The sequence below is a fragment of the Actinoplanes sp. URMC 104 genome (genome assembly GCF_051386375.1).
Lineage (GTDB): Bacteria > Actinomycetota > Actinomycetes > Mycobacteriales > Micromonosporaceae > Actinoplanes.
In genome coordinates this window covers 223,623-241,738 of the sequence record NZ_JBPQTO010000012.1, presented here as the reverse complement: position 1 = coordinate 241,738, position 18,116 = coordinate 223,623, and the positions used below count along the sequence as shown (strand labels likewise).

The window sequence follows — 18,116 nt, the reverse complement described above, 5'->3', positions numbered from 1 at the left end:
CCTTCCGATCGGCACAACCGAAAGTTCCGATGTTTCTCACGCCGAACCCCGTACGGAAAGCGGTATCGATCAAGGGATGCGTTCTTGACGACATAGATCGTCGCCTTTACGTTACGAGGGTCCGTCCGATGTGTTTCCGAAACTTCCGGCCACCACGGAGTTTCGGCGTCTGCTGACCCGGCGGTCGAGAAGGAGCTCCCCATGCCCACCCGTCGCGAGCTACTCACCTCCGGGGCCGCGGTCACCGCGGCCGCGGCCGGTCTCGCCTCCCCCACCCCCGCCCAGGCCGGCGCCCCGCAGGAGGCCGGTCGCGACTCCGACGGCGACTACGTCGCCCCGGGCTGGGTCGCCACCTGGGCAGCCGCCCCCACCACCATCCCGCCCACCACGCCCACCGTGCTGACCGCCCAGACCGTGCGCCAGATCGTCCACTGCAGCGCCGGCGGCGACCAGGTCCGCATCCGCGTCACCAACGAGTTCGGCAACGGCCCGCTGCGCCTCGGCGCGGTCCGCGTGGCCCTGCGTGCGGGCGACGGCGCCAGCACCGCGATCGTTCCCGGCACCGACCGCCGGGTCACGTTCAGCAACCGCGCCGCGGTCACCGTGCCGGCCGGCTCGCCGCTGGTCAGCGACCCGGTGCGGCTGCACGTCCCGCCCGGCAGCGACCTGGCGATCAGCCTCTACCTGCCCGCGCGCACGCCCGTGACGACGGTCGCCGCGTTCGCGTTCCAGGACAACGTCATCGCCGACGGCGACGTCACCGCCGCGCGCACGATCACCCCCACCGCGACGATCGGGCAGTACCTGTTCCTCTCCGGCGTCTCGGTCTACGCGCGCGCCGCCGCGATCGTCACGCTCGGCAACTCGATCACCAACGGCGCGAACACCCAGAACAACCTGAACCACCGCTGGCCCGACCTGCTCGCCGCGCGGCTGCGCGCGGCCGGGCTGCACCGCGGTGTGGCCAACGTCGGCATCTCCGGCAACCGCCTGCTGCACGACCCCAACCCCGCGCCCGGCAGCGACGCCGAGACGTTCGCCGCGTACTTCGGCCACAGCGGCCTGCGGCGCTTCGACCGCGACGTGATCGCCCAGCCCGGCGCCCGCTACCTCGTGGTGCTGCTCGGCGTCAACGACCTGGGCCACCCGGGCACGGTCGCGCCCGTCTCCGAGACCGTCTCGGCGGACGACCTGATCGCCGGGCACCGCCAGCTCATCGCCCGCGCGCACACGAGCGGGCTCAAGGCGATCGGCGGCACGATCCTGCCGTTCAAGGGCGACACGCTCGGCTTCTTCTCCGAGGCCAACGAGCGCAAGCGCGACGTGCTCAACCGCTGGATCCGGGCCGGCGGCGAGTACGACGCGGTCGTCGACTTCGACCGGGCGATGCGCGACCCGGCCGATCCGCTGCGCCTCAACCCGGCGTACGACAGCGGCGACCACCTGCACCCCAACGACGCCGGGATGGCCGCGATGGCCGAGGCCGTACCGCTGGGCCTGTTCCGATGAAAGCCGTGCTCGCCTCGGTGGCCGCGGCCGCGTTGCTGGTCGTCGCGCCGGTCCCCGCGCAGGCGGCCGCCGACCGCAGGGGCGAGACCCGGGGGTACGTCGCCACGGAGCCCGGCCCCGGCCGGTTCCCGCTGGTCGCCGGCGGCCGGGCCGCTCCCGTCGTGGTCAGCAAGGACGACCACGCGGGCGTCATCCGGGTCGTCGACGACCTGCAGACCGACATCGAGAAGGTGACCGGCGTGCGCCCCGCGGTCGGCCACGACACGATCCCCGCGGGCCGCGACCCGGTCATCGTCGGCACGCTGGGCAAGAGCCCGCTGATCGACCGGATCGTCGCGCGCGGCAAGCTCGACGTGCGCGGCCTGCGCGGCAAGTGGGAGACCACGGTCGAGCAGGTCGTCACCGATCCGCTCCCGGGCGTACGCCGTGCCTTCGTCATCGCCGGAAGCGACCAGCGGGGCAGCATCTACGGCGCCTACGACCTGTCGCGCGCCATCGGCGTCTCGCCCTGGTACTTCTGGGACGACGTGCCGGTGCAGCGCAAGGCCGAGCTGTACGTGCTGCCCGGCCGGCACACCCAGGGCACGCCCAAGGTGAAGTACCGCGGGTTCTTCATCAACGACGAGAACCCCGCGACCGGCACGTGGGCGCCCGGCTACTTCGGCCCGGGCAAGGCGCCCGGCTATCCGGGCGGGCTCAACGCGGCCTACTACGCCAAGGTGTTCGAGACCATGCTGCGGCTCAAGGCCAACTACCTGTGGCCCGCCGTGTGGGGCCGCGCGTTCGCCGAGGACGACCCGCAGAACCACGCCACCGCGAGCTTCTACGGCGTCGTCATGGGCACCTCGCACGAGGCGCCGATGATGCGCGGCATCGAGGAGTGGAACCGCCACCCCACCGGCACGGGCGAGTGGAGCTTCCGCCGCAACGCCGACGCGATCAAGGCGTACTGGCGCGACGGCGCGGAACGCATGCGCGATCAGAACATCGAGGGCGTCATCACGCTGGGCATGCGCGGCAACGGCGACGTCTCGCTGCCCGACGGCGACGGCATCGACCTGATGTCGTCCATCATCGACAGCCAGCGGCAGATCCTGCGCGAGACCGGGCTCATCGACCGGCCCCAGGTGCAGACCCTCTACAAGGAGGTGCAGCGCTACTGGGACAACGGTTACCGGCCGCCGGACGACGTCACGGTCGTGTTCTGCGACGACAACTGGGGCAACCTGCGCAAGCTGCCCGACCCGTCGTTGCCGGCCCGCAGCGGGGGCTACGGGATGTACTACCACTTCGACTACGTCGGCGACGGCCGCAACTACAAGTGGGCCGACACGGTCAACCTCACCAACACCTGGGAGCAACTGCATCTGGCGTACGGCAGGGGGGTCGACCGGCTCTGGATGGTCAACGTGGGCGACCTGAAGAACGAGGAGCTGCCCACCCAGTTCTTCCTCGACTACGCGTGGAACCCGGACGCCTGGCCGGTCGAGCGGCTGGGGGAGTGGACCGAGCAGTACGCGGCGCAGAACTTCGGCGACGAGCTCGCCCCGGCGTTGGCGGACCTGCTCGACGAGTACGGGTTCCTGCAGTCGCGCCGCAAGCCGGAGCTGCTCAACCGGCGCATCACCGTCGACCCGGCCAAGGACCTCGCGACCGACCCGGCGGCGGTGGTCTACGACGACCGGGCCACCCCGTTCAGCCTCACCGACTACGCCGAGATGGACCGCGTCACCGAGCAGTGGATCGACCTGGCCCGCCGGGCGGACCGGCTGCGCCAGAAGGTCCCGCGGGCCTGGCAGGACGCGTTCTACCAGCTCGCCTACTACCAGATCAAGGACACGGCGATCATCTACGAGCTGCGTCGCGCGCAGTTCACCAACCTCGCGTACGCGGCCCAGGGGCGCGCCTCCACCAACGGGCTCGCCGACACCGCCGAGCGGCTGTTCGCCGAGGACCAGGCGATGAGCGACTACTACAACACCGTGCTCGCCGGCGGGAAGTGGAAGAACTGGCAGCTGCAACCCAAGATCGGGTACGGCGACGTGGAGCGCTACGGCCCCAACGCGCCCTGGCAGCAGCCCGAGCTCGACAACGTCGCGCTGCCCGACGCGATCTACCCGCACCTCAGGCGCATCACCGTGCCCGAGCAGGCGGCGATGGGGGTGGCGCTCGACGGCGGCGACGCTCAGCGGCTGCCCGAGTTCAGCCCGTGGCAGGCGCAGCGGCCGCAGTACATCGACGTCTACAACAAGGGCACCACGCCGTTCCCGTACCGGATCACCACGGGCGCTTCGTGGGTGCGCGTGGCGCCGGCCTCGGGCGTGGTCGGCGACGAGGTGCGGGCCACCGTCACCGTCGACTGGCGGCGTGCGCCGAAGGGCACCACCACGGTGCCGATCACGGTCACCGGCGCCGGCTCGTCGGTCGTGGTGCAGGCGCCCGTCCGCAACCCCGTCCAGCGGCCCGAGGGCTTCCTCGAGGCCAACGGGTACGTGGCCGTGGAGGCCGACCACTACACGCGCAAGACCGGCCGGTGGCAGCTGCTGCCGGGCATCGGCAGGACCGGCAACGGGCTCACGCCGCTCGGCGAGGGCGCACGGCTCGACTACCGGATGACGCTCACCAGCAGCGGGCCGGTGCGGGTCACCGCGTACCTGTCGCCGCGCAACAACGTGCTGCCCGGCGACGGCCTGCGGTACGCCGTGTCGATCGACGGGCAGACGCCGCAGGTCGTCAACATCACCAAGGCGACCGGCGCGAACGACACCACGATGAACCGGCAGTGGGCGCGCAACACGTCCGACAACATCAACCGCACCACGACCACGCACACGGTCGCCGGGCCGGGCACGCACACGCTGACGTTCCACGCCGTCGACCCCACCGTGATCGTGCAGCGGCTGGTCGTCGACACCGGCGGCGTGAAGGACAGCTACCTCGGGCCGCCCGAGAGCCGGTGGTCGCGATGAGGCGCCGGACGCTGCTGGGCGCCGCCGCCCTGGTCCCCGGGGTGCCCGCGGCGTCGGCCCTCCCGCGGGGCCGCAAGCGGTGGATCCACACGTGGACGGCGATGCCGCAGCTCACCGAGCCGGGCAACCTGCCGCCGCCGCCGTTCACCGGGGAGGCGGCGGTGCTGGTGGACACCACGCTGCGCCAGACCCTCCACGTGACTGCAGGCGGTCCCCGCGTACGGGTGCGGTTTTCCAACGCCTTCGGCGGCTCGGCCCTGCCCCTGACCGCGGCGGCGCTGGGCCGCCCGGCCGGTGGGCGGGCCGGCGTGGCGGACATCGTGCCGGGGTCGAGCCGGCCGCTCACCTTCGGCGGGCGGCGCTCGGTGACGGTGCCGGTCGGCGCGCAGATCGTGTCCGACCCGGTGCCGCTGCCGGTGGCCCGCGGCGAGAACCTGACCGTCACCACGTACCTGGCGACCGGTCAGGCCTCGCTGTCGCTCACCTCGCACCCGGGGTCGCGGACCACCTCGTACCTGCTGGGCGGCGACCACCACGCCGACGCGTCGCTGCCGGGCGCCGTGGGCGTCGCGCACTGGTACCTGATCAGCGGGGTCGAGGTCGAGGCGGACGTGCCCGCGCTCGCCGTCGTCGGCGACTCGCTGACCGACGGGCGGGGCTCGACCACCGACGGCAACGACCGCTGGCCCGACCAGCTGTTCGCGCGGGGCCCGCGCGCCGCGATCCTCAACCAGGCCGCGGGCGGCAACCGGGTCCTCAACGACGGGCTGGGCCCCAACGTGCTCGCGCGGCTCGACCGCGACGTGCTCGCCACCAGCGGCGTCGACCGGATGCTGCTGTTCGAGGGGGTCAACGACATCGGCACCGCGCCCGCCACCGCGGCCGACCAGAAGGCCGTGCTGACCGACCTGCTCATCGCGTACGAGCAGATCGCGCTGCGCGCCCGGGCCGTCGACCTCCGGGTGTACGGCGCCACGATCACGCCGTTCGGCGGCAACACGTCGTACGACGACCCGTCGGGGCTGCGCGAGGCCACCCGGCTCGCGGTCAACGAGGCCGTGCGGCACGGGCGGATCTTCGACGGCGTGGCGGACTTCGACGCCGCGGTGCGCGACCCGGCGCAGCCGCGGCAGCTGCTCCCGGCGTACGACACCGGCGACCACCTGCACCTCAACCCGGCCGGGTACGGGGCGATCGCGCGAGCCGTGCCGCTGCGCTGGCTCGACTGACCGGGGTCGATATCGTGGTCGTCCGGTGTCTACACTGGACGACCATGATCGTCCCGCCGCCCGCCGACGAGAGGCACCAGCCATGACCAGCGCCTCGCCGGACGCCGGCGCCCCCAAGCTCGACACCACCGTGCCGCACAGCGCCCGGGTGTGGAACTACTGGCTGGGCGGCAAGGACAACTACGCCGTCGACCGCGAGGTCGGCGACTCGGTGCTCCAAGTGTTCCCGGCCATCGCCGAGAACGCCCGCGCGTGCCGCGCCTTCATCGGCCGCACGGTGAGCTACCTCGCGGTCGAGGCGGGCATCCGGCAGTTCCTCGACATCGGCACCGGGCTGCCCACCGCCGACAACACCCACGAGGTCGCTCAGCGGCTGGCGCCCGAGTCCCGCATCGTCTACGTCGACAACGACCCGCTCGTGCTGGTGCACGCCCGGGCCCTGCTCAGCAGCGGCCCCGAGGGCGCCACCGACTTCATCGACGCCGACCTGCGCGACACGGCGACGATCCGGCGCGAGGCCGCCCGCACGCTCGACTTCGGCAAGCCGATCGCGCTGATGCTGATGGGCATCCTCGGCCACGTCGAGTCCGACGACGAGGCCCAGGGGATCGTCAAAAGCCTGCTCGACCTCCTGCCGTCCGGCAGCTACCTGGCCTTCTACGACGGCACCGACACCAGCGAGAAGATCGTCGAGGGCGCGCGCATCTCCAGCGAGGGCGGCCACACCTACCACCTGCGCAGCCCCGAACGCATCAGCCGCTTCTTCGACGGCCTCGAGCTCGTCGACCCCGGCGTGGTGTCGGTGTCCCACTGGCGCCCCGGCGCCGACGGCGAGCCCACCCACCAGGACTCGTACGGCGGCGTCGCCCGCAAGCCCTAGCCGTTGTGTGCATGGACGTTGGTAGCGCCGGTCAGATCTTGAAATGGGTGAGGACCTCCGGGTGAGCTGGAGCTTGTCGAAGGTTCCGCACCACCCAGGAGGTCCTCGCGCCCCCACGCTGATGCACCCTTGACCGAACTCGGCCGGCTGCGCCTTGCTCGCTGTGCTGCAACAACACGGCCCGGCTGGCTTGTGAACCGGGTCGAGCGCGACGGCGTGGTGGCCGTGCTTGCCGGCATCGAGGCCGACGCGATCCTAGGGACCCGTCCCAGGGTGAGCTGTCCCGGCAACGTCACGCCGGCAAGTGCGGTGGACGGGTGGCGTGCTGCCGGGCCGGGGACGACTTGCCGGCGACGGGGAATGCCGGCGGAGTCAGACGGTGACGTCGCGGCGGGTGAGGGCGTAGGCGCCGGCGGCGAGGGAGACAGCTGTCCAGGCTGCGGTGACGGCCAGGCCCGGCCAGGGGACCATCGGCAGGGCGGCGGCGTCGGCTGTGGACTGGATGGTCAGGCCGGCGGTCGACGGCGCGATCCGGTGCAGGGTGCGGATCCAGTCGGGGTCGGGAAGCCAGATCGCGAGCAGCGGCACCGCGTAGAGCAGGCCCAGCACGACGCCGGCGGCTGCGGTTGCGCTGCGGAGCAGGGCGCCGGCGCCCAGCGACAGCAGGGCGATCAGGCACAGGTGGAGGACCGAGCCGGTGGCGGCCCGCACGGCGGCGCCGTCGAGCGGTGGGTGGGCGACGAGCAGTGAGGCGGTGGCGGCGACGGCGGTGCCGGCGGTCAGCAGGACGGCCTTGGCGGCCAGCACGGTGACCCGGCGTGGGACGGCGAGCAGCGTAGGCCGGATCAGGCCGGTGCCGTGTTCGCCGGCGAGGAGCTGAACGCCCGCCACGGCGACGACCGCCTGACCCAGGTGGACGCCCAGGAGGCCGACGCCGGCTGCTCCGGCGGCCACGGTCAGCACGACGGCCGCCACGAGGTATGCGGCGAGGTCGGGCACGGTGCGCGCCTTCGCCCACTCGGCGCGCAGGGCGGCGGCCATCATGCGCCTGACCTCCGCAGGCGCAGTCCGGCCAGCGCCAGGACCGCCAGCGCCCAGCCGGCCGTCACGGCGAGGCCGGCCACCGGCGGGAGCGGGAAGTAGCCCTCCGCCGGGTGGTAGGGGAGCAGCACCTGGGCGTACGCGGGAAGGGTCTGCTGGATGGCGAAGCCCGCGGCCGGCGTGATCCGCAGCAGCCACTCACCCGCCCCGGCGGGCAGCACGGACAGGACGGCGACCACGTACGGCACCACGATCAGCGTCACGGCCAGCAGGACGGCGGGCAGCCCGCGTCTGAGAAGGGCTCCCAGGGCGTACGCGAGCACGGCCGACACGGCGAGCAGTGCGGCGGTGCCGGCCTCGACGCGCAGCTCGGTGGCGAGGCCGATCGGGAGCAGCACGTTGCCGTTGCCGCGCAGCACCGGCACCACGACCAGCCGGGCGACCGCGACCGCGAGCAGGCCGGCGGCGAACGTGACGGCGCCGATCACCAGCGCCTTGGCGGCCAGCAGGCGACCGCGGCGCGGGGCGGCGAGCAGGGTCGTGCGGATCAGGCCGCTGCGGAACTCGGTCGTGACATACAGGACCGCCACCACGACGAACAGCAGCAGCGCGGGGACGGAGCCGGCCGGCACGGGGCCCAGCACCATGCCGGTGGCGGGGGCGACGTCGCCGCTGCCGGTGAGCGTCAGCGTGCCGTCCGCGACGCGCAGGCCGGCCGGGCGGTGGAACCTCTCCCAGTCGGACTGCGTGCCGTCGGCGCCGACCGCGTCGTAGCGCCACGCGCCGGACACGCTGCTGTCGATGCGGTCGAACACGGCGGTCGCCTGGGTGAAGCGGGACTGCACGGCGTGGCCGGCGGTCGAGCTCTCCTTCACCGTGACGTCGCCGGGCGAGGCGACCAGGAAGCCGATCTCGACCGTGCGCGGCAGGTCCGGCAGCTCGGCGGTCCCCACCGCCGTCCACGTCGTGCCGTCGGGGGAGGCGTACCCGGTGACGGCGTCCCCGGAGCGGGTCAGCCGCAGCCACCGGGCGCCGGCCGGGCCGGCCTTGTCGTGCACGTAGTTGTGCTGCAGGCGCACGCCGTGGGCGGGGGTGAGCAGCACCGAGGCGTACGCCGAACCGGGCCGGGTGCCGTCCTTGACGATCAGGCCGGCCTTGGCCCAGGGCACCAGCCCCTCGACGATCCGGTCGTGGTCCGGCGGCGGATAGGTGATGATGCCGGAGAGGTCCGCGACCCGGGCGGTGAGGCTGCCGTCGCCGTCCAGGCGCTGGTGGGCGAAGGCGAACCGGTCCTCCACGCCCTGACCCTCCGGACCCACCGGCGCGGGCTCGCAGGCCCGGTCGCCGCAGGACATGACCGTGCCGCTCGCGATCAGCAGACCCAGCCCGACGAAGGCGACGACGGCGGCGGCGAGGCCCAGCGTCCAGCCGCGGACGGTGCGCAGCTTGGTGAGCTCGGCGCGGATCATCGGACCAGCTCCAGATAGGCGGACTCGAGCGAGCCGTACCGGTCGCGCAGGTCGCGGGTCGCGACGTCGGCGACGACCCGCCCGCCGGCCACGACGATCACCTGGCCCGCGAGGTCCTGGAGCTCGCCCATGAGGTGGCTGGAGACCAGCACCGTACGGCCGCTCTCCGCCCGGCCGCGCAGCAGCTCGCGCATCCAGACGAAGCCCGCCGGGTCGAGGCCGTTGAACGGCTCGTCCAGCAGCAGGATCGGCGGGTCGCCCAGCAGGGCCGCGGCCACGCCGAGACGCACCCGCATGCCCAGCGAGTAGCCGCCCGCCCGGCGCCGCGCCTGATCGTGCAGCCCCACCTCGTCGAGCAGCTCGTCCACCCGCCCGGCGGCGATCCGCTGCGAGCGGGCCATCCAGAGCAGGTGGTCGCGGCCCGACCGGCCGGGGTGCAGGGCGCCGGCGTCGAGCAGCGCGCCGACGCCGGTCAGCGGGCGGTCCAGAGTGGCGTACCGTCGGCCGCCGACCAGGGCCGTTCCCGCGTCGGGGCGGTCGAGACCGAGCAGCACCCGCAGCGTGGTCGACTTGCCGGCCCCGTTGGGCCCGACGAAGCCGGTGACCCGTCCGGGCCCGGCCGTGAACGTCATGCCGTCGAGGGCGACGGTGGGGCCGTAGCGCTTGCGCAGCCCGCGGACTTCGATGGTGGCATCCATGGCCGCAGTTCTACGGACCGGCGTCTAACGCGGGCGGCACGGCGGCCGTCACCCCGCTGTTAGGTCGCGGCGGGCATGCTGTCCGCATGGGCGTCCGCATGCGCTACACGCTTCTCTACGGGGTCATGTTCCTGCTGTCCGGCGCGGGGCTGATCGCCATCGTGGCCGTGCTGGGGCTGCAGAACACGCGGCAGAGCACGCCGGTCACGTCGGTGGGCCAGGCGCGGGTCGCCGAGCTGGAACGTCAGCTCGCCGAAGCGGACGCGTCCGCCTCGCGCCGGCTGCTGCTCGGCGCCGTCGTCGCGTTCCTGGTCATGCTGCTGTTCTCGCTGGTGCTGGGCCGCGCGGCCGCCGGCCGGGTGCTGCGTCCGCTGCGCACGATCACCTCGGCGACCCGGCGGATCACCGCGGACAGCCTGCACTCGCGGCTGGCGGTGGCCGGGCCCGCCGACGAGGTGAAGGACCTGGCGGACACCATCGACGACCTGCTCGCCCGGCTCGAGGAGTCGTTCGCCGCGCAGCGCCGGTTCGTCGCGGACGCCTCGCACGAGCTGCGTACCCCGCTGGCTACGATGCGCGCCTCGCTGGACGTGGCGATGGCCAAGCCCGAACCCGTGCCGGCGCCGCTGGCCGAGCGGCTGCGCGGCTCCCTCGACCACATGGACGGTCTGCTCGACGGCCTGCTGATGCTGGCCCGGGCGCAGCACGGCGCGCTCGACGACCGCACCGTCGTCTCGTTGTCGTCGCTGACCGCCGCCGCGCTGAGCGCCCGCGGGCCGGCCATCGAGGTCAAAGGCTTGCGGGTGTACGCCGACCCGCCCGCGACGCTGCTCGCGCCGGGCAACGCGGTCCTGCTCGCCCGGCTGGTCGACAACGTCGTCGACAACGCCGTCACGCACAACGTGCCCGGCGGTGGCATCTGGGTGTCCGGCGCGGCCTCGGCGTCCGCGGCCGTGCTGACCGTCGAGTCGGACGGCCCGGTGCTGGACCCGGCGTCGCTGTCCCGGCTGGGCCGCCCGTTCCAGCGGGTCGCCCCGGCCCGCACGGGACCCGGCACCGGGCTCGGCCTGGCCATCGTCGCCGCCGTCACCGCCGCGCACGGCGGCGCCCTCGACCTGCAGCCCCGCCCGGGCGGCGGGCTGCGGCTGACCGTGTCGCTGCCCGCGGACGGGGAGCGGCCGTGAGGGTGCTCGTGGTGGAGGACGCGACCGCGCTCGCCGAGGTGGTCGCGGAGGGTCTGCGCGACCAGGGGATGGCCGTCGACGTCGCGCTCGACGGGCTCAGCGCCGCGGCGAAGCTCGATCTCACCCCGTACGAGGTGGTGGTCCTCGACCGGGACCTGCCGGGCCTGCACGGCGACACGCTCTGCCAGATGATCACCGCCCGCGAGGACCGCGCCATGGTGCTCATGCTCACCGCCTCGGGCAGCGCGGACGACCGGGTGCGCGGGCTGACCCTGGGCGCCGACGACTATCTGGCCAAGCCGTTCCACTTCCCCGAGCTCGTGCTGCGGGTCCGGGCGCTGGCGCGGCGCCGCCCGTCGGCGCGGCCGCGGGTCCTGCGCGCGGGCGGCGTCGAGCTGGACCCGGTGACCCGGGTCGCTACGCGCGGCGGGGTGCCGCTGCCGCTGTCGGTCAAGGAGTTCGCCGTGCTGGAGGCGCTGCTGCGGGCGGCGCCGGGCTACCTGAGCAGCGAGGCGCTGCTGGAGCAGGTCTGGGACGAGAACGCCGACCCGTTCACCAACACGGTGACCGTGACCGTCGGCCGGCTCCGGCGCAAGCTGGGCGACCCGTCCGTCCTCGCGACGCTGCCGGGTGTCGGCTATCGCATCGGGTGAGGGCATTCAGGTATGCCACAGTCCGATCGGGTACGTTCCTCGGCGTCCCAAAAAGGCGTCCAGGAAGGTGGTCCGGCGACCCGTGCCCAGCGGTAACCGATCTTTCGTCACGAAATCCGGCCTGCTGCTGATGTGCGGTCTGCTGACCGCCTTGGTGCTCTCCGCCGCGGCGTTCCCGGCGGTCGCGCTGGGCGGCCTGGTGGCCAAGGCGGGCGCCGAGGAGTTCGCGTCGCTGCCCAGCACCATCGTGCAGCAGTCGGCGCCGCAGGTGACGCGGGTGTTCGCCGCCGACGGCAAGACGCCGATCGCCGTGATCTACGACGAGTTCCGCAGCGACGTGCCGATCAAGCAGATCTCGGTCAACATGCAGAACGCGATCGTCGCCGCCGAGGACCACAAGTTCTACGAGCACAACGGCGTCGACGTGAAGGGCATCGCCCGTGCGTTCGTCAACAACAGCCAGGGCGGCGACCAGCAGGGCGCCTCGACGCTGACCATGCAGTACGTGCGGATGGCGCAGGCCTACGGCGCCCGCACGGCGCAGGAGGTGATCGACGCCACCAAGGACAGCCCCGAGCGCAAGATCGCCGAGATGAAGTACGCGCTCCAGGTCGAGAAGGACCTCGACAAGAAGGAGATCCTGCGGCGCTACCTCAACCTGGCGCCGTTCGGCAACGGGGCGTACGGCGTCTACGCCGGCAGCCAGGTGTACTTCCGCAAGTCGCCCAAGGACCTGACGATCGCCGAGGCCGCGCTGCTGGCCGGCATGGTCAAGGCGCCGACGGCGTTCGACCCGACCACGCCGGGCGGCTATCCGCAGGCGCTCGACCGGCGCAACTGGATCATCGACAACATGGTCGCGCTCGGGCAGATCACCAAGGCCGAGGGCGAGGCGGCCAAGAAGGTGAAGCTGGGCCGCACGGCCAACCGGCCCGGCAACGGCTGCACGTCCGTGGCGACCAACAGCTGGGGCTTCTTCTGCGACTACTTCTATCGCTGGTGGCTGGAGCAGCCCGCGTTCGGCGCCAACGCGTACGAGCGGGAACGCCGGCTCAAGACGGGCGGCTACAAGATCGTCACCTCGCTGGACGTGAAGGCGCAGAACGCCGCCCGGCACGAGATCACCCGCAAGATCAAGGACACCAACCGCAACGCCGTCGTGCTCGCCGGGGTCGAGCCGGGCACCGGCCACGTCAAGACGCTGGCGACCAACCGCAAGTTCAAGCTCGACGACGGCAGCAACCCGCCCAGCTCCAACCCGGCCGCGCGCCGGGCCGGCGCCCGGGCCACCTATCCGAACACCACCAACCCGATCATCACCGGCGGCGGCGACATCGACGGCTACCAGGCCGGCTCGGTGTTCAAGATGTTCACCATGGTCGCCGCGCTCGAGAACGGCTTCGAGCTGGACCACCCGATCACGTCCGGATCGACGTACAAGTCGAACTATCCGGTCGCGGCCGGATCGCCCGCGGCGTGCCCCGGCACGACCAACTACTGCCCGTCGAACTCCTCGCCCAACACCAAGGGCACCTTCAATATGTGGTCGGGCTTCGGCAAGTCGGTGAACACGTACTTCGTGCCGTTGCAGGAGCAGGTCGGCGCCGAGAAGGTCATCGACGTCTCCAAGCGGTTCGGCATGGTCTACCGCTCCTCCAGCGACCGCGACCTGATGAAGACCGAGGAGGCGGCGCACCAGTTCGGCGCGTTCACGCTCGGCGTGACCTCGTCCACGCCGCTGGACATCGCCAACGCGTACGCCACCCTGGCCGGCGACGGCATGTACTGCGCCCCGACCCCGATCAAGCAGATCACCGAGGCGGACGGCACGAAGATCAAGGCCGGTCAGCCGTCGTGCCGGCGGGCCACCGACCCCGACGTGGCCCGCAAGGCGCTCGACGCCGCGCGCTGCCCGGTCGGCGACCGGGCCCAACTGGGCAATTGCTCGGGCGCCACCGAGCCGGACGCGTACGCCACCATCCGGCACCCGATCTTCGGCAAGACCGGCACGACCGACGCGAACCGCACCGCGTCGCTGGTGGTGGGCGCGACCAGCCTGGTGGTGGCCGGCTACATGGTCAACCCCGACTGGGCCAACCACAGCGACGACATGCGCCACGACATCGTCAACCCGGTCGTGTACCGCACGCTCGCCGACTACCTCGAGGGCACCGAACCCGTGGAGTTCAAGAAGCCCGGCGAATAGGGTCCGCGGTATGACGTTTCGTGGCTGGCCCAGCGAGGCGCTCGAGTTCTACGAGGGGCTCGAGGCCGACAACTCCAAGACGTACTGGACCGGGCACCTCGCGTTCTACGAGGAGCGGGTGCGGGGGCCGATGCTCGAGCTGCTGGCCGAGCTCGAGCCGGAGTTCGGGCCGGGCAAGGTCTTCCGGCCCTACCGCGACGTGCGGTTCAGCAAGGACAAGTCGCCGTACAAGACGCACCTCGGCGCCTGGTTCGAACGCGGCGGCTACGTGCAGCTGTCCGCCGAGGGCCTCGCGGCGGGGTGCGGGATGTGGCAGCTCGCGCCCGACCAGCTCGAGCGGTACCGCAAGGCGGTCGCGGGGGACCTGTCGGGCACGGAGCTGCTCGAGGTCATCGCGGCGATCGAGAAGCAGGGGATCGGCGTGCACGGGCACGGGTCGCTCAAGACCGTGCCGCGCGGCTTTCCCAGGGACCATCCGCACGCGGACCTGCTGCGCCACAAGGGGCTGACCACGTGGCGGCAGTGGGAGCCCGCGCCGTGGCTCGGCACGGCCGCCGCCCGCAAGCGCGTCGAGGAGTTCCTGCGGGCGAGCCGGCCGTTGCGCGAGTGGCTCGACGTCCACGTCGGACCGGCCGCGTAATAGCCCCATTTGCCGGGCCACGCCGACCGGCATGCATCGATAGTCTTGAATCCATGAAGACTCTTGCCGCCGCCGCCCTGCTGCTCGCCGCGGGCAGCGCCTTTCACGCCGACCAGGCCCGGGCCGACGCGCCGTGCGCCGGGCAGATCCACCCCAACCCGGGCTTCGAGCGGGGCGCCACCGGCTGGACCGCCGGGCCCCGCATGGTCGTGCTCGGCGACGAGACCCGGCCCGCGCACCGCGGCCGGGCGTACGCCACCTTCGGCGGCCTCGACGTGAGCCGGACCGACCTGCTGCGCACGGAGGTGACCGTGCCGGCCGGCTGCAACCTCACGGTGCGGTTCTGGGTCCGGACGACCACCACCGCGGGCGGCACCAGCGACTACCTCAACATGGGGATGGCCGTCTCGGGGGAGCCGCCGAAGACCCGGCACGCGCTGCACTCCGACGGTCCGGCGTACTGGTACCAGTACAGCACCTCGTCCGGCGCGGGCGCCGCGGAGCGCACGGCGATCATCTCCTTCGTGAGCAGTGAGATGGCCGGGGGCGGCGTCACGACGTACGACCTGGACGACGTCACGTTCACGCTGAGCTGACGACCTCCCGTACGGCCTCAGTGCAGCTCGTGACCGTGGCGGCGGGCCAGGGTCTCCAGGTCGGGCTCGCCGTAGCGGTCCACCAGGGCGGCGAACGCGGCGGCCTTGTCGGCGCCGAAGCGGGCGATCCGGGCGGCGTACGAGGCGGCCGTGTAGAACCGCGGCGGAGTCGTCTTGCTGTGGAACTTGTCCGCGTACATGACCACGGTCTCCTCGGGAGTCTCGGCGAGGTAGTCCGCGGGCGGCAGCGGCAGATGCTGACGCGTGATGTCGTCGCGGGTGAGGCCCACGCCGGTGTGGTGCGAGCAGAAGCGGGCCAGGTGCTCGGGGTAGCCCTCGGCGAGCAGCAGCTCGTGGCCGAGGATGCCGTGGCGCAGGTACGACTCCCCGGGGCGCAGCCGATGGACGCCGACGTCGTGCAGCAGCGCGCCCGCGCGGACCAGGTCGGTGTCCAGCAGGCCCGTGGCCATCTCGCTCACGATCAGGCTGTGGGTCCAGACCCGCTCGAACGCGTCCTCGTCGGGCGCGAGCCGCTCGTGCAGCGCGCGGATCTCGTCATCGGTGGGCAGGTCCACGGGTCAGGTCCTCCGGCGGCCGTCGAGGTCACCCATCGTACGGGTCGGTGATCGTCCGCAGGTCGGCCAGGATCACACGCAGCATGTCGGTGCGGCCGGCGCCCAGGTGCGCGGTCCACTCGGCCTCCACCTCGGCCACGGCCGCGGCGGCGATCGGGACGGCCCGGGCGCCGCGCTCGGCGATGCGGACCAGCCGCGCCCGCGCGTCCGTGGGGGCCGGGCACGCGTTCGACGTAGCCGGCGCGTTCGAGCTGGTCGACCAGGGCTGGCGCGCGACTCCGTGCGGGCGCGGGGCAGCTTCGACCGCGTCAACCGCGAGCTGGCGATCCGGTCGTTCGCCGGGCCGGCGCAGATCGTCGCCGTGCTGCGCCGAGACGCCGGGTCGCGCCGGCTTCCGTTCGTGACGAACTACCGCAACATCGTTTTCGACGTCCTGGTGCACGGTCAGGACATCGCGCTGCCGCTCGGCCTGGAGCACCCGATGCCGGTCGAGGCCGCGCGGGCGGGCGCCGAGCGGGTGTGGTCGATGGGCTGGCCGGTCTTCGCGCGGCGGCGGTTGCGCGGGCTCGAACTGAGCGCCACCGACGTCTCCCGGCGGACCGCTCCGGCGCGGCTTTGTCGGGCCCGATCTCGGCGCTGTTGCTGCTGCTCACCGACCGGCCGGGCGCGGCGCTGCCGCTTCTAAGGGGCCGGGCGCGGCACGGCTCGCCGGCTCGGCGCAGCGCTAGCGGCGCGTGCCAGCCGCCGGGCGGACGCATGTCAGCCGCCGGGCGGACGCATGTCAGCCGCCGGGCGGCGCGGGCGCGGGCGGGCGGTGCGGCGGGTGGCGCGGTGCGGTGCGCGGGCGATGAGGTGCGGTGGGCGGCGCGGGCTGCAGGCGGGCGCGATCCGGCGGGCGGTGGGGTGTGGTGGGCGGTGCGGTCAGCGGGCGGCTCGGGCTGCGGCGGCGGTCGGGTCGAAGCCGAAAGGCAGCTCGAGACGGTGGGCCCGCAGCAGCGCCTCGTCGGCGAGCACCTCGGGGGTGGGGGCGTCGGCGACGATGCGGCCGGCGTCGAGGATCACGGCGCGGGGGCAGAGTTGCAGGGCGTACGGCAGGTCGTGGGTCACCATCAGGACGGTGACGGGCAGCGGCTCGAGGATCTCGGCCAGCTCGCGGCGGCTGGCGGGGTCGAGGTTGGAGGACGGCTCGTCCAGGACCAGGATCTCGGGGCGCATCGCGAGGACGGTGGCGACCGCGACCCGGCGGCGCTGGCCGAACGACAGGTGCTGCGGCACCTGGTCGCGGTGCTCGCTCATCCGTACGGCGGCCAGCGCCTCGTCGACGCGGTGGCGCAGCTCGTCGCCGCGGACGCCCAGGTTCTGCGGGCCGAAGGCGACGTCCTCGCCGACCGTGGGCATGAACAGCTGGTCGTCGGGGTCCTGGAAGACGATGCCGACGCGGCGGCGGATCTCGGCCAGCGCGGCGCGGTCGGCGGGGTTCACCCGGGCGCCCGCGACGTCGATCGTGCCGGGGCCGCCGTGCAGGATGCCGTTGAGGTGCAGCACCAGGGTGGTCTTGCCGGCGCCGTTCGGGCCGAGCAGGGCGACGCGCTCGCCGCGGGCCAGGGTGAGGTCGACGCCGTGCAGGACCGGGGTGCCGTCGGGGTAGGCGAAGTGCAGGTCGCGCACGCGCAGGGCCGGCTCGGAGGGGTCGCTCATGATCCCATCATCCTAGGGCCGCGGCCAGCGCGATCCCGGCGGTGGCGACCGGCAGCGCGGCGGCGGCCACCCACTGCCCGGCCGGGGCCCGCTCGCCCTGCGCGCGCGGCAGCCGGCCCGTGTAGCCGCGCGACACCATCGCGAGGTAGACGCGCTCGCCCCGCTCGTACGCCCGCAGGAACAGGGCGCCCACGCTGACCGCGAACGCCTTGACCTGCCACAGGAAGCGGGGATCGTACCCGCGGGCCAGCCGGGCGATCCGCATCCGGCGGGCGTCGTCGGCGAGCACGTCGAGGTAGCGCAGCATGAACGTGGCGATCTGGGTGAACACGGCGGGGCAGTGCAGCCGGTCGAGCCCGACGATCAGGTCGCGCATCGTTGTCGTCGCCGCGAGCAGCAGCGACGCGAGCACGCCGAGCGTGCCCTTGGCGAAGATGTTCCACGCGCCGTGCAGGCCGTCGATCGACAGCGACAGGCCGAGCCACTCGGTGCGCGGGCCGTGGCCGGCGAACGGCAGCGCGACTGCGAGCAGCACGAACGGCAGCTCGATCGTGGCGCGCTTGCCCAGCCACAGGGCCGGCACGCGGGCCGCGGCCGCGACGCCGGCGAGCAGCAGGGCGTACCCGCCGAAGGCCCAGAACTCCGTCCGCGGGGTCACCACCACGATGATCGTGAAGAGCAGGACCGCGGCGATCTTCACCTCGGGGGCGAGGCGGTGCACCGGGCTCGGCCGGTCCAGGTGCAACGGGTGGGCGTGCCCGGCGCCCAC

At 73.1% G+C, this 18,116-nt stretch carries 16 protein-coding genes; 9 read left to right on the top strand and 7 right to left on the bottom strand.

Annotated elements, in window-relative coordinates; genetic code table 11:
* Positions 1–201 precede the first annotated feature (201 nt).
* From ACSNN8_RS39990 to ACSNN8_RS39975, 4 genes are all read left to right on the top strand, one after another.
* On the top strand, positions 202–1,509 hold the full coding sequence (locus ACSNN8_RS39990; RefSeq protein ID WP_436656049.1) for an SGNH/GDSL hydrolase family protein: 1,308 nt from the start codon (positions 202–204) through the stop codon (positions 1,507–1,509).
* Positions 1,506–4,478 carry a glycosyl hydrolase 115 family protein gene (locus ACSNN8_RS39985; protein WP_436656047.1) on the top strand — a complete coding sequence of 991 codons (2,973 nt, stop codon included), beginning with the start codon at positions 1,506–1,508 and terminating at the stop codon, positions 4,476–4,478. The genes ACSNN8_RS39990 and ACSNN8_RS39985 overlap by 4 nt, the downstream gene beginning before the upstream one ends.
* Positions 4,475–5,707: an SGNH/GDSL hydrolase family protein gene (locus ACSNN8_RS39980; RefSeq protein ID WP_436656045.1), complete on the top strand. Its 1,233-nt coding sequence runs from the start codon at positions 4,475–4,477 to the stop codon at positions 5,705–5,707. The genes ACSNN8_RS39985 and ACSNN8_RS39980 overlap by 4 nt, the downstream gene beginning before the upstream one ends.
* Positions 5,708–5,789: 82 nt before the next feature.
* Positions 5,790–6,587 carry an SAM-dependent methyltransferase gene (locus ACSNN8_RS39975; RefSeq protein WP_436656043.1) on the top strand — a complete coding sequence of 266 codons (798 nt, stop codon included), beginning with the start codon at positions 5,790–5,792 and terminating at the stop codon, positions 6,585–6,587.
* A gap of 372 nt (positions 6,588–6,959) precedes the next feature.
* On the opposite strand, the gene ACSNN8_RS39970 is transcribed toward ACSNN8_RS39975, so the two are convergent.
* Genes ACSNN8_RS39970 through ACSNN8_RS39960 form a run of 3 tightly spaced genes read right to left on the bottom strand, consistent with a single transcriptional unit; the run spans position 6,960 to position 9,795 of the window.
* A complete protein-coding gene (locus ACSNN8_RS39970) occupies positions 6,960–7,631 on the bottom strand; it encodes an ABC transporter permease (protein WP_436656041.1) in 672 nt (223 codons plus the stop codon).
* Positions 7,628–9,097: an ABC transporter permease subunit gene (locus tag ACSNN8_RS39965; protein WP_436656039.1), complete on the bottom strand. Its 1,470-nt coding sequence runs from the start codon at positions 9,095–9,097 to the stop codon at positions 7,628–7,630. Before ACSNN8_RS39965 ends, ACSNN8_RS39970 begins: the two co-directional genes overlap by 4 nt.
* The gene (locus tag ACSNN8_RS39960) at positions 9,094–9,795 is read right to left on the bottom strand and encodes an ABC transporter ATP-binding protein (protein ID WP_436656037.1); all 702 of its coding nucleotides are present in this window, start codon (positions 9,793–9,795) and stop codon (positions 9,094–9,096) included. Before ACSNN8_RS39960 ends, ACSNN8_RS39965 begins: the two co-directional genes overlap by 4 nt.
* Positions 9,796–9,881: 86 nt before the next feature.
* On the opposite strand from ACSNN8_RS39960, the gene ACSNN8_RS39955 reads away from it, so the two are divergent.
* The 5 genes from ACSNN8_RS39955 to ACSNN8_RS39935 all read left to right on the top strand — a co-directional run bounded on the left by ACSNN8_RS39955 (position 9,882) and on the right by ACSNN8_RS39935 (position 15,074).
* A complete protein-coding gene (locus ACSNN8_RS39955; protein WP_436656035.1) occupies positions 9,882–10,979 on the top strand; it encodes a sensor histidine kinase in 1,098 nt (365 codons plus the stop codon).
* Positions 10,976–11,632, top strand: a complete 657-nt coding sequence (locus ACSNN8_RS39950) for a response regulator transcription factor (RefSeq protein WP_436656033.1) — start codon at positions 10,976–10,978, stop codon at positions 11,630–11,632. Before ACSNN8_RS39955 ends, ACSNN8_RS39950 begins: the two co-directional genes overlap by 4 nt.
* Before the next feature lie 130 nt (positions 11,633–11,762).
* Entirely contained in the window at positions 11,763–13,838 is a 2,076-nt protein-coding gene (locus ACSNN8_RS39945; RefSeq protein ID WP_436656741.1) for a transglycosylase domain-containing protein, read from the top strand.
* A 10-nt stretch (positions 13,839–13,848) separates the two neighbouring features.
* Positions 13,849–14,478: a DUF2461 domain-containing protein gene (locus tag ACSNN8_RS39940; protein WP_436656031.1), complete on the top strand. Its 630-nt coding sequence runs from the start codon at positions 13,849–13,851 to the stop codon at positions 14,476–14,478.
* Positions 14,479–14,531: 53 nt separating this feature from the next.
* Entirely contained in the window at positions 14,532–15,074 is a 543-nt protein-coding gene (locus ACSNN8_RS39935; RefSeq protein WP_436656029.1) for a hypothetical protein, read from the top strand.
* A gap of 17 nt (positions 15,075–15,091) precedes the next feature.
* On the opposite strand, the gene ACSNN8_RS39930 is transcribed toward ACSNN8_RS39935, so the two are convergent.
* The 4 genes from ACSNN8_RS39930 to cbiQ form a co-directional block, all read right to left on the bottom strand.
* Positions 15,092–15,649, bottom strand: coding sequence for an HD domain-containing protein (locus tag ACSNN8_RS39930; protein WP_436656027.1), 558 nt, complete (start codon positions 15,647–15,649; stop codon positions 15,092–15,094).
* Between the two features lie 28 nt (positions 15,650–15,677).
* Positions 15,678–16,127: a hypothetical protein gene (locus ACSNN8_RS39925; RefSeq protein WP_436656025.1), complete on the bottom strand. Its 450-nt coding sequence runs from the start codon at positions 16,125–16,127 to the stop codon at positions 15,678–15,680.
* Between the two features lie 443 nt (positions 16,128–16,570).
* A complete protein-coding gene (locus ACSNN8_RS39920; RefSeq protein WP_436656023.1) occupies positions 16,571–17,347 on the bottom strand; it encodes an energy-coupling factor ABC transporter ATP-binding protein in 777 nt (258 codons plus the stop codon).
* Between the two features lie 7 nt (positions 17,348–17,354).
* Positions 17,355–18,116: a cobalt ECF transporter T component CbiQ gene (cbiQ, locus tag ACSNN8_RS39915; protein ID WP_436656021.1), complete on the bottom strand. Its 762-nt coding sequence runs from the start codon at positions 18,114–18,116 to the stop codon at positions 17,355–17,357.

Bases quoted from the DNA above. Each gene is read 5' to 3' on its own strand.
- ACSNN8_RS39990 (WP_436656049.1), top strand. From the start codon at position 202: ATGCCCACCCGTCGCGAGCTACTCACCTCCGGGGCCGCGGTCACCGCG.
- ACSNN8_RS39985 (WP_436656047.1), top strand. From the start codon at position 1,506: ATGAAAGCCGTGCTCGCCTCGGTGGCCGCGGCCGCGTTGCTGGTCGTC.
- ACSNN8_RS39980 (WP_436656045.1), top strand. From the start codon at position 4,475: ATGAGGCGCCGGACGCTGCTGGGCGCCGCCGCCCTGGTCCCCGGGGTG.
- ACSNN8_RS39975 (WP_436656043.1), top strand. From the start codon at position 5,790: ATGACCAGCGCCTCGCCGGACGCCGGCGCCCCCAAGCTCGACACCACC.
- ACSNN8_RS39970 (WP_436656041.1), bottom strand. From the start codon at position 7,631: ATGATGGCCGCCGCCCTGCGCGCCGAGTGGGCGAAGGCGCGCACCGTG.
- ACSNN8_RS39965 (WP_436656039.1), bottom strand. From the start codon at position 9,097: ATGATCCGCGCCGAGCTCACCAAGCTGCGCACCGTCCGCGGCTGGACG.
- ACSNN8_RS39960 (WP_436656037.1), bottom strand. From the start codon at position 9,795: ATGGATGCCACCATCGAAGTCCGCGGGCTGCGCAAGCGCTACGGCCCC.
- ACSNN8_RS39955 (WP_436656035.1), top strand. From the start codon at position 9,882: ATGGGCGTCCGCATGCGCTACACGCTTCTCTACGGGGTCATGTTCCTG.
- ACSNN8_RS39945 (WP_436656741.1), top strand. From the start codon at position 11,763: ATGTGCGGTCTGCTGACCGCCTTGGTGCTCTCCGCCGCGGCGTTCCCG.
- ACSNN8_RS39940 (WP_436656031.1), top strand. From the start codon at position 13,849: ATGACGTTTCGTGGCTGGCCCAGCGAGGCGCTCGAGTTCTACGAGGGG.
- ACSNN8_RS39935 (WP_436656029.1), top strand. From the start codon at position 14,532: ATGAAGACTCTTGCCGCCGCCGCCCTGCTGCTCGCCGCGGGCAGCGCC.
- ACSNN8_RS39920 (WP_436656023.1), bottom strand. From the start codon at position 17,347: ATGAGCGACCCCTCCGAGCCGGCCCTGCGCGTGCGCGACCTGCACTTC.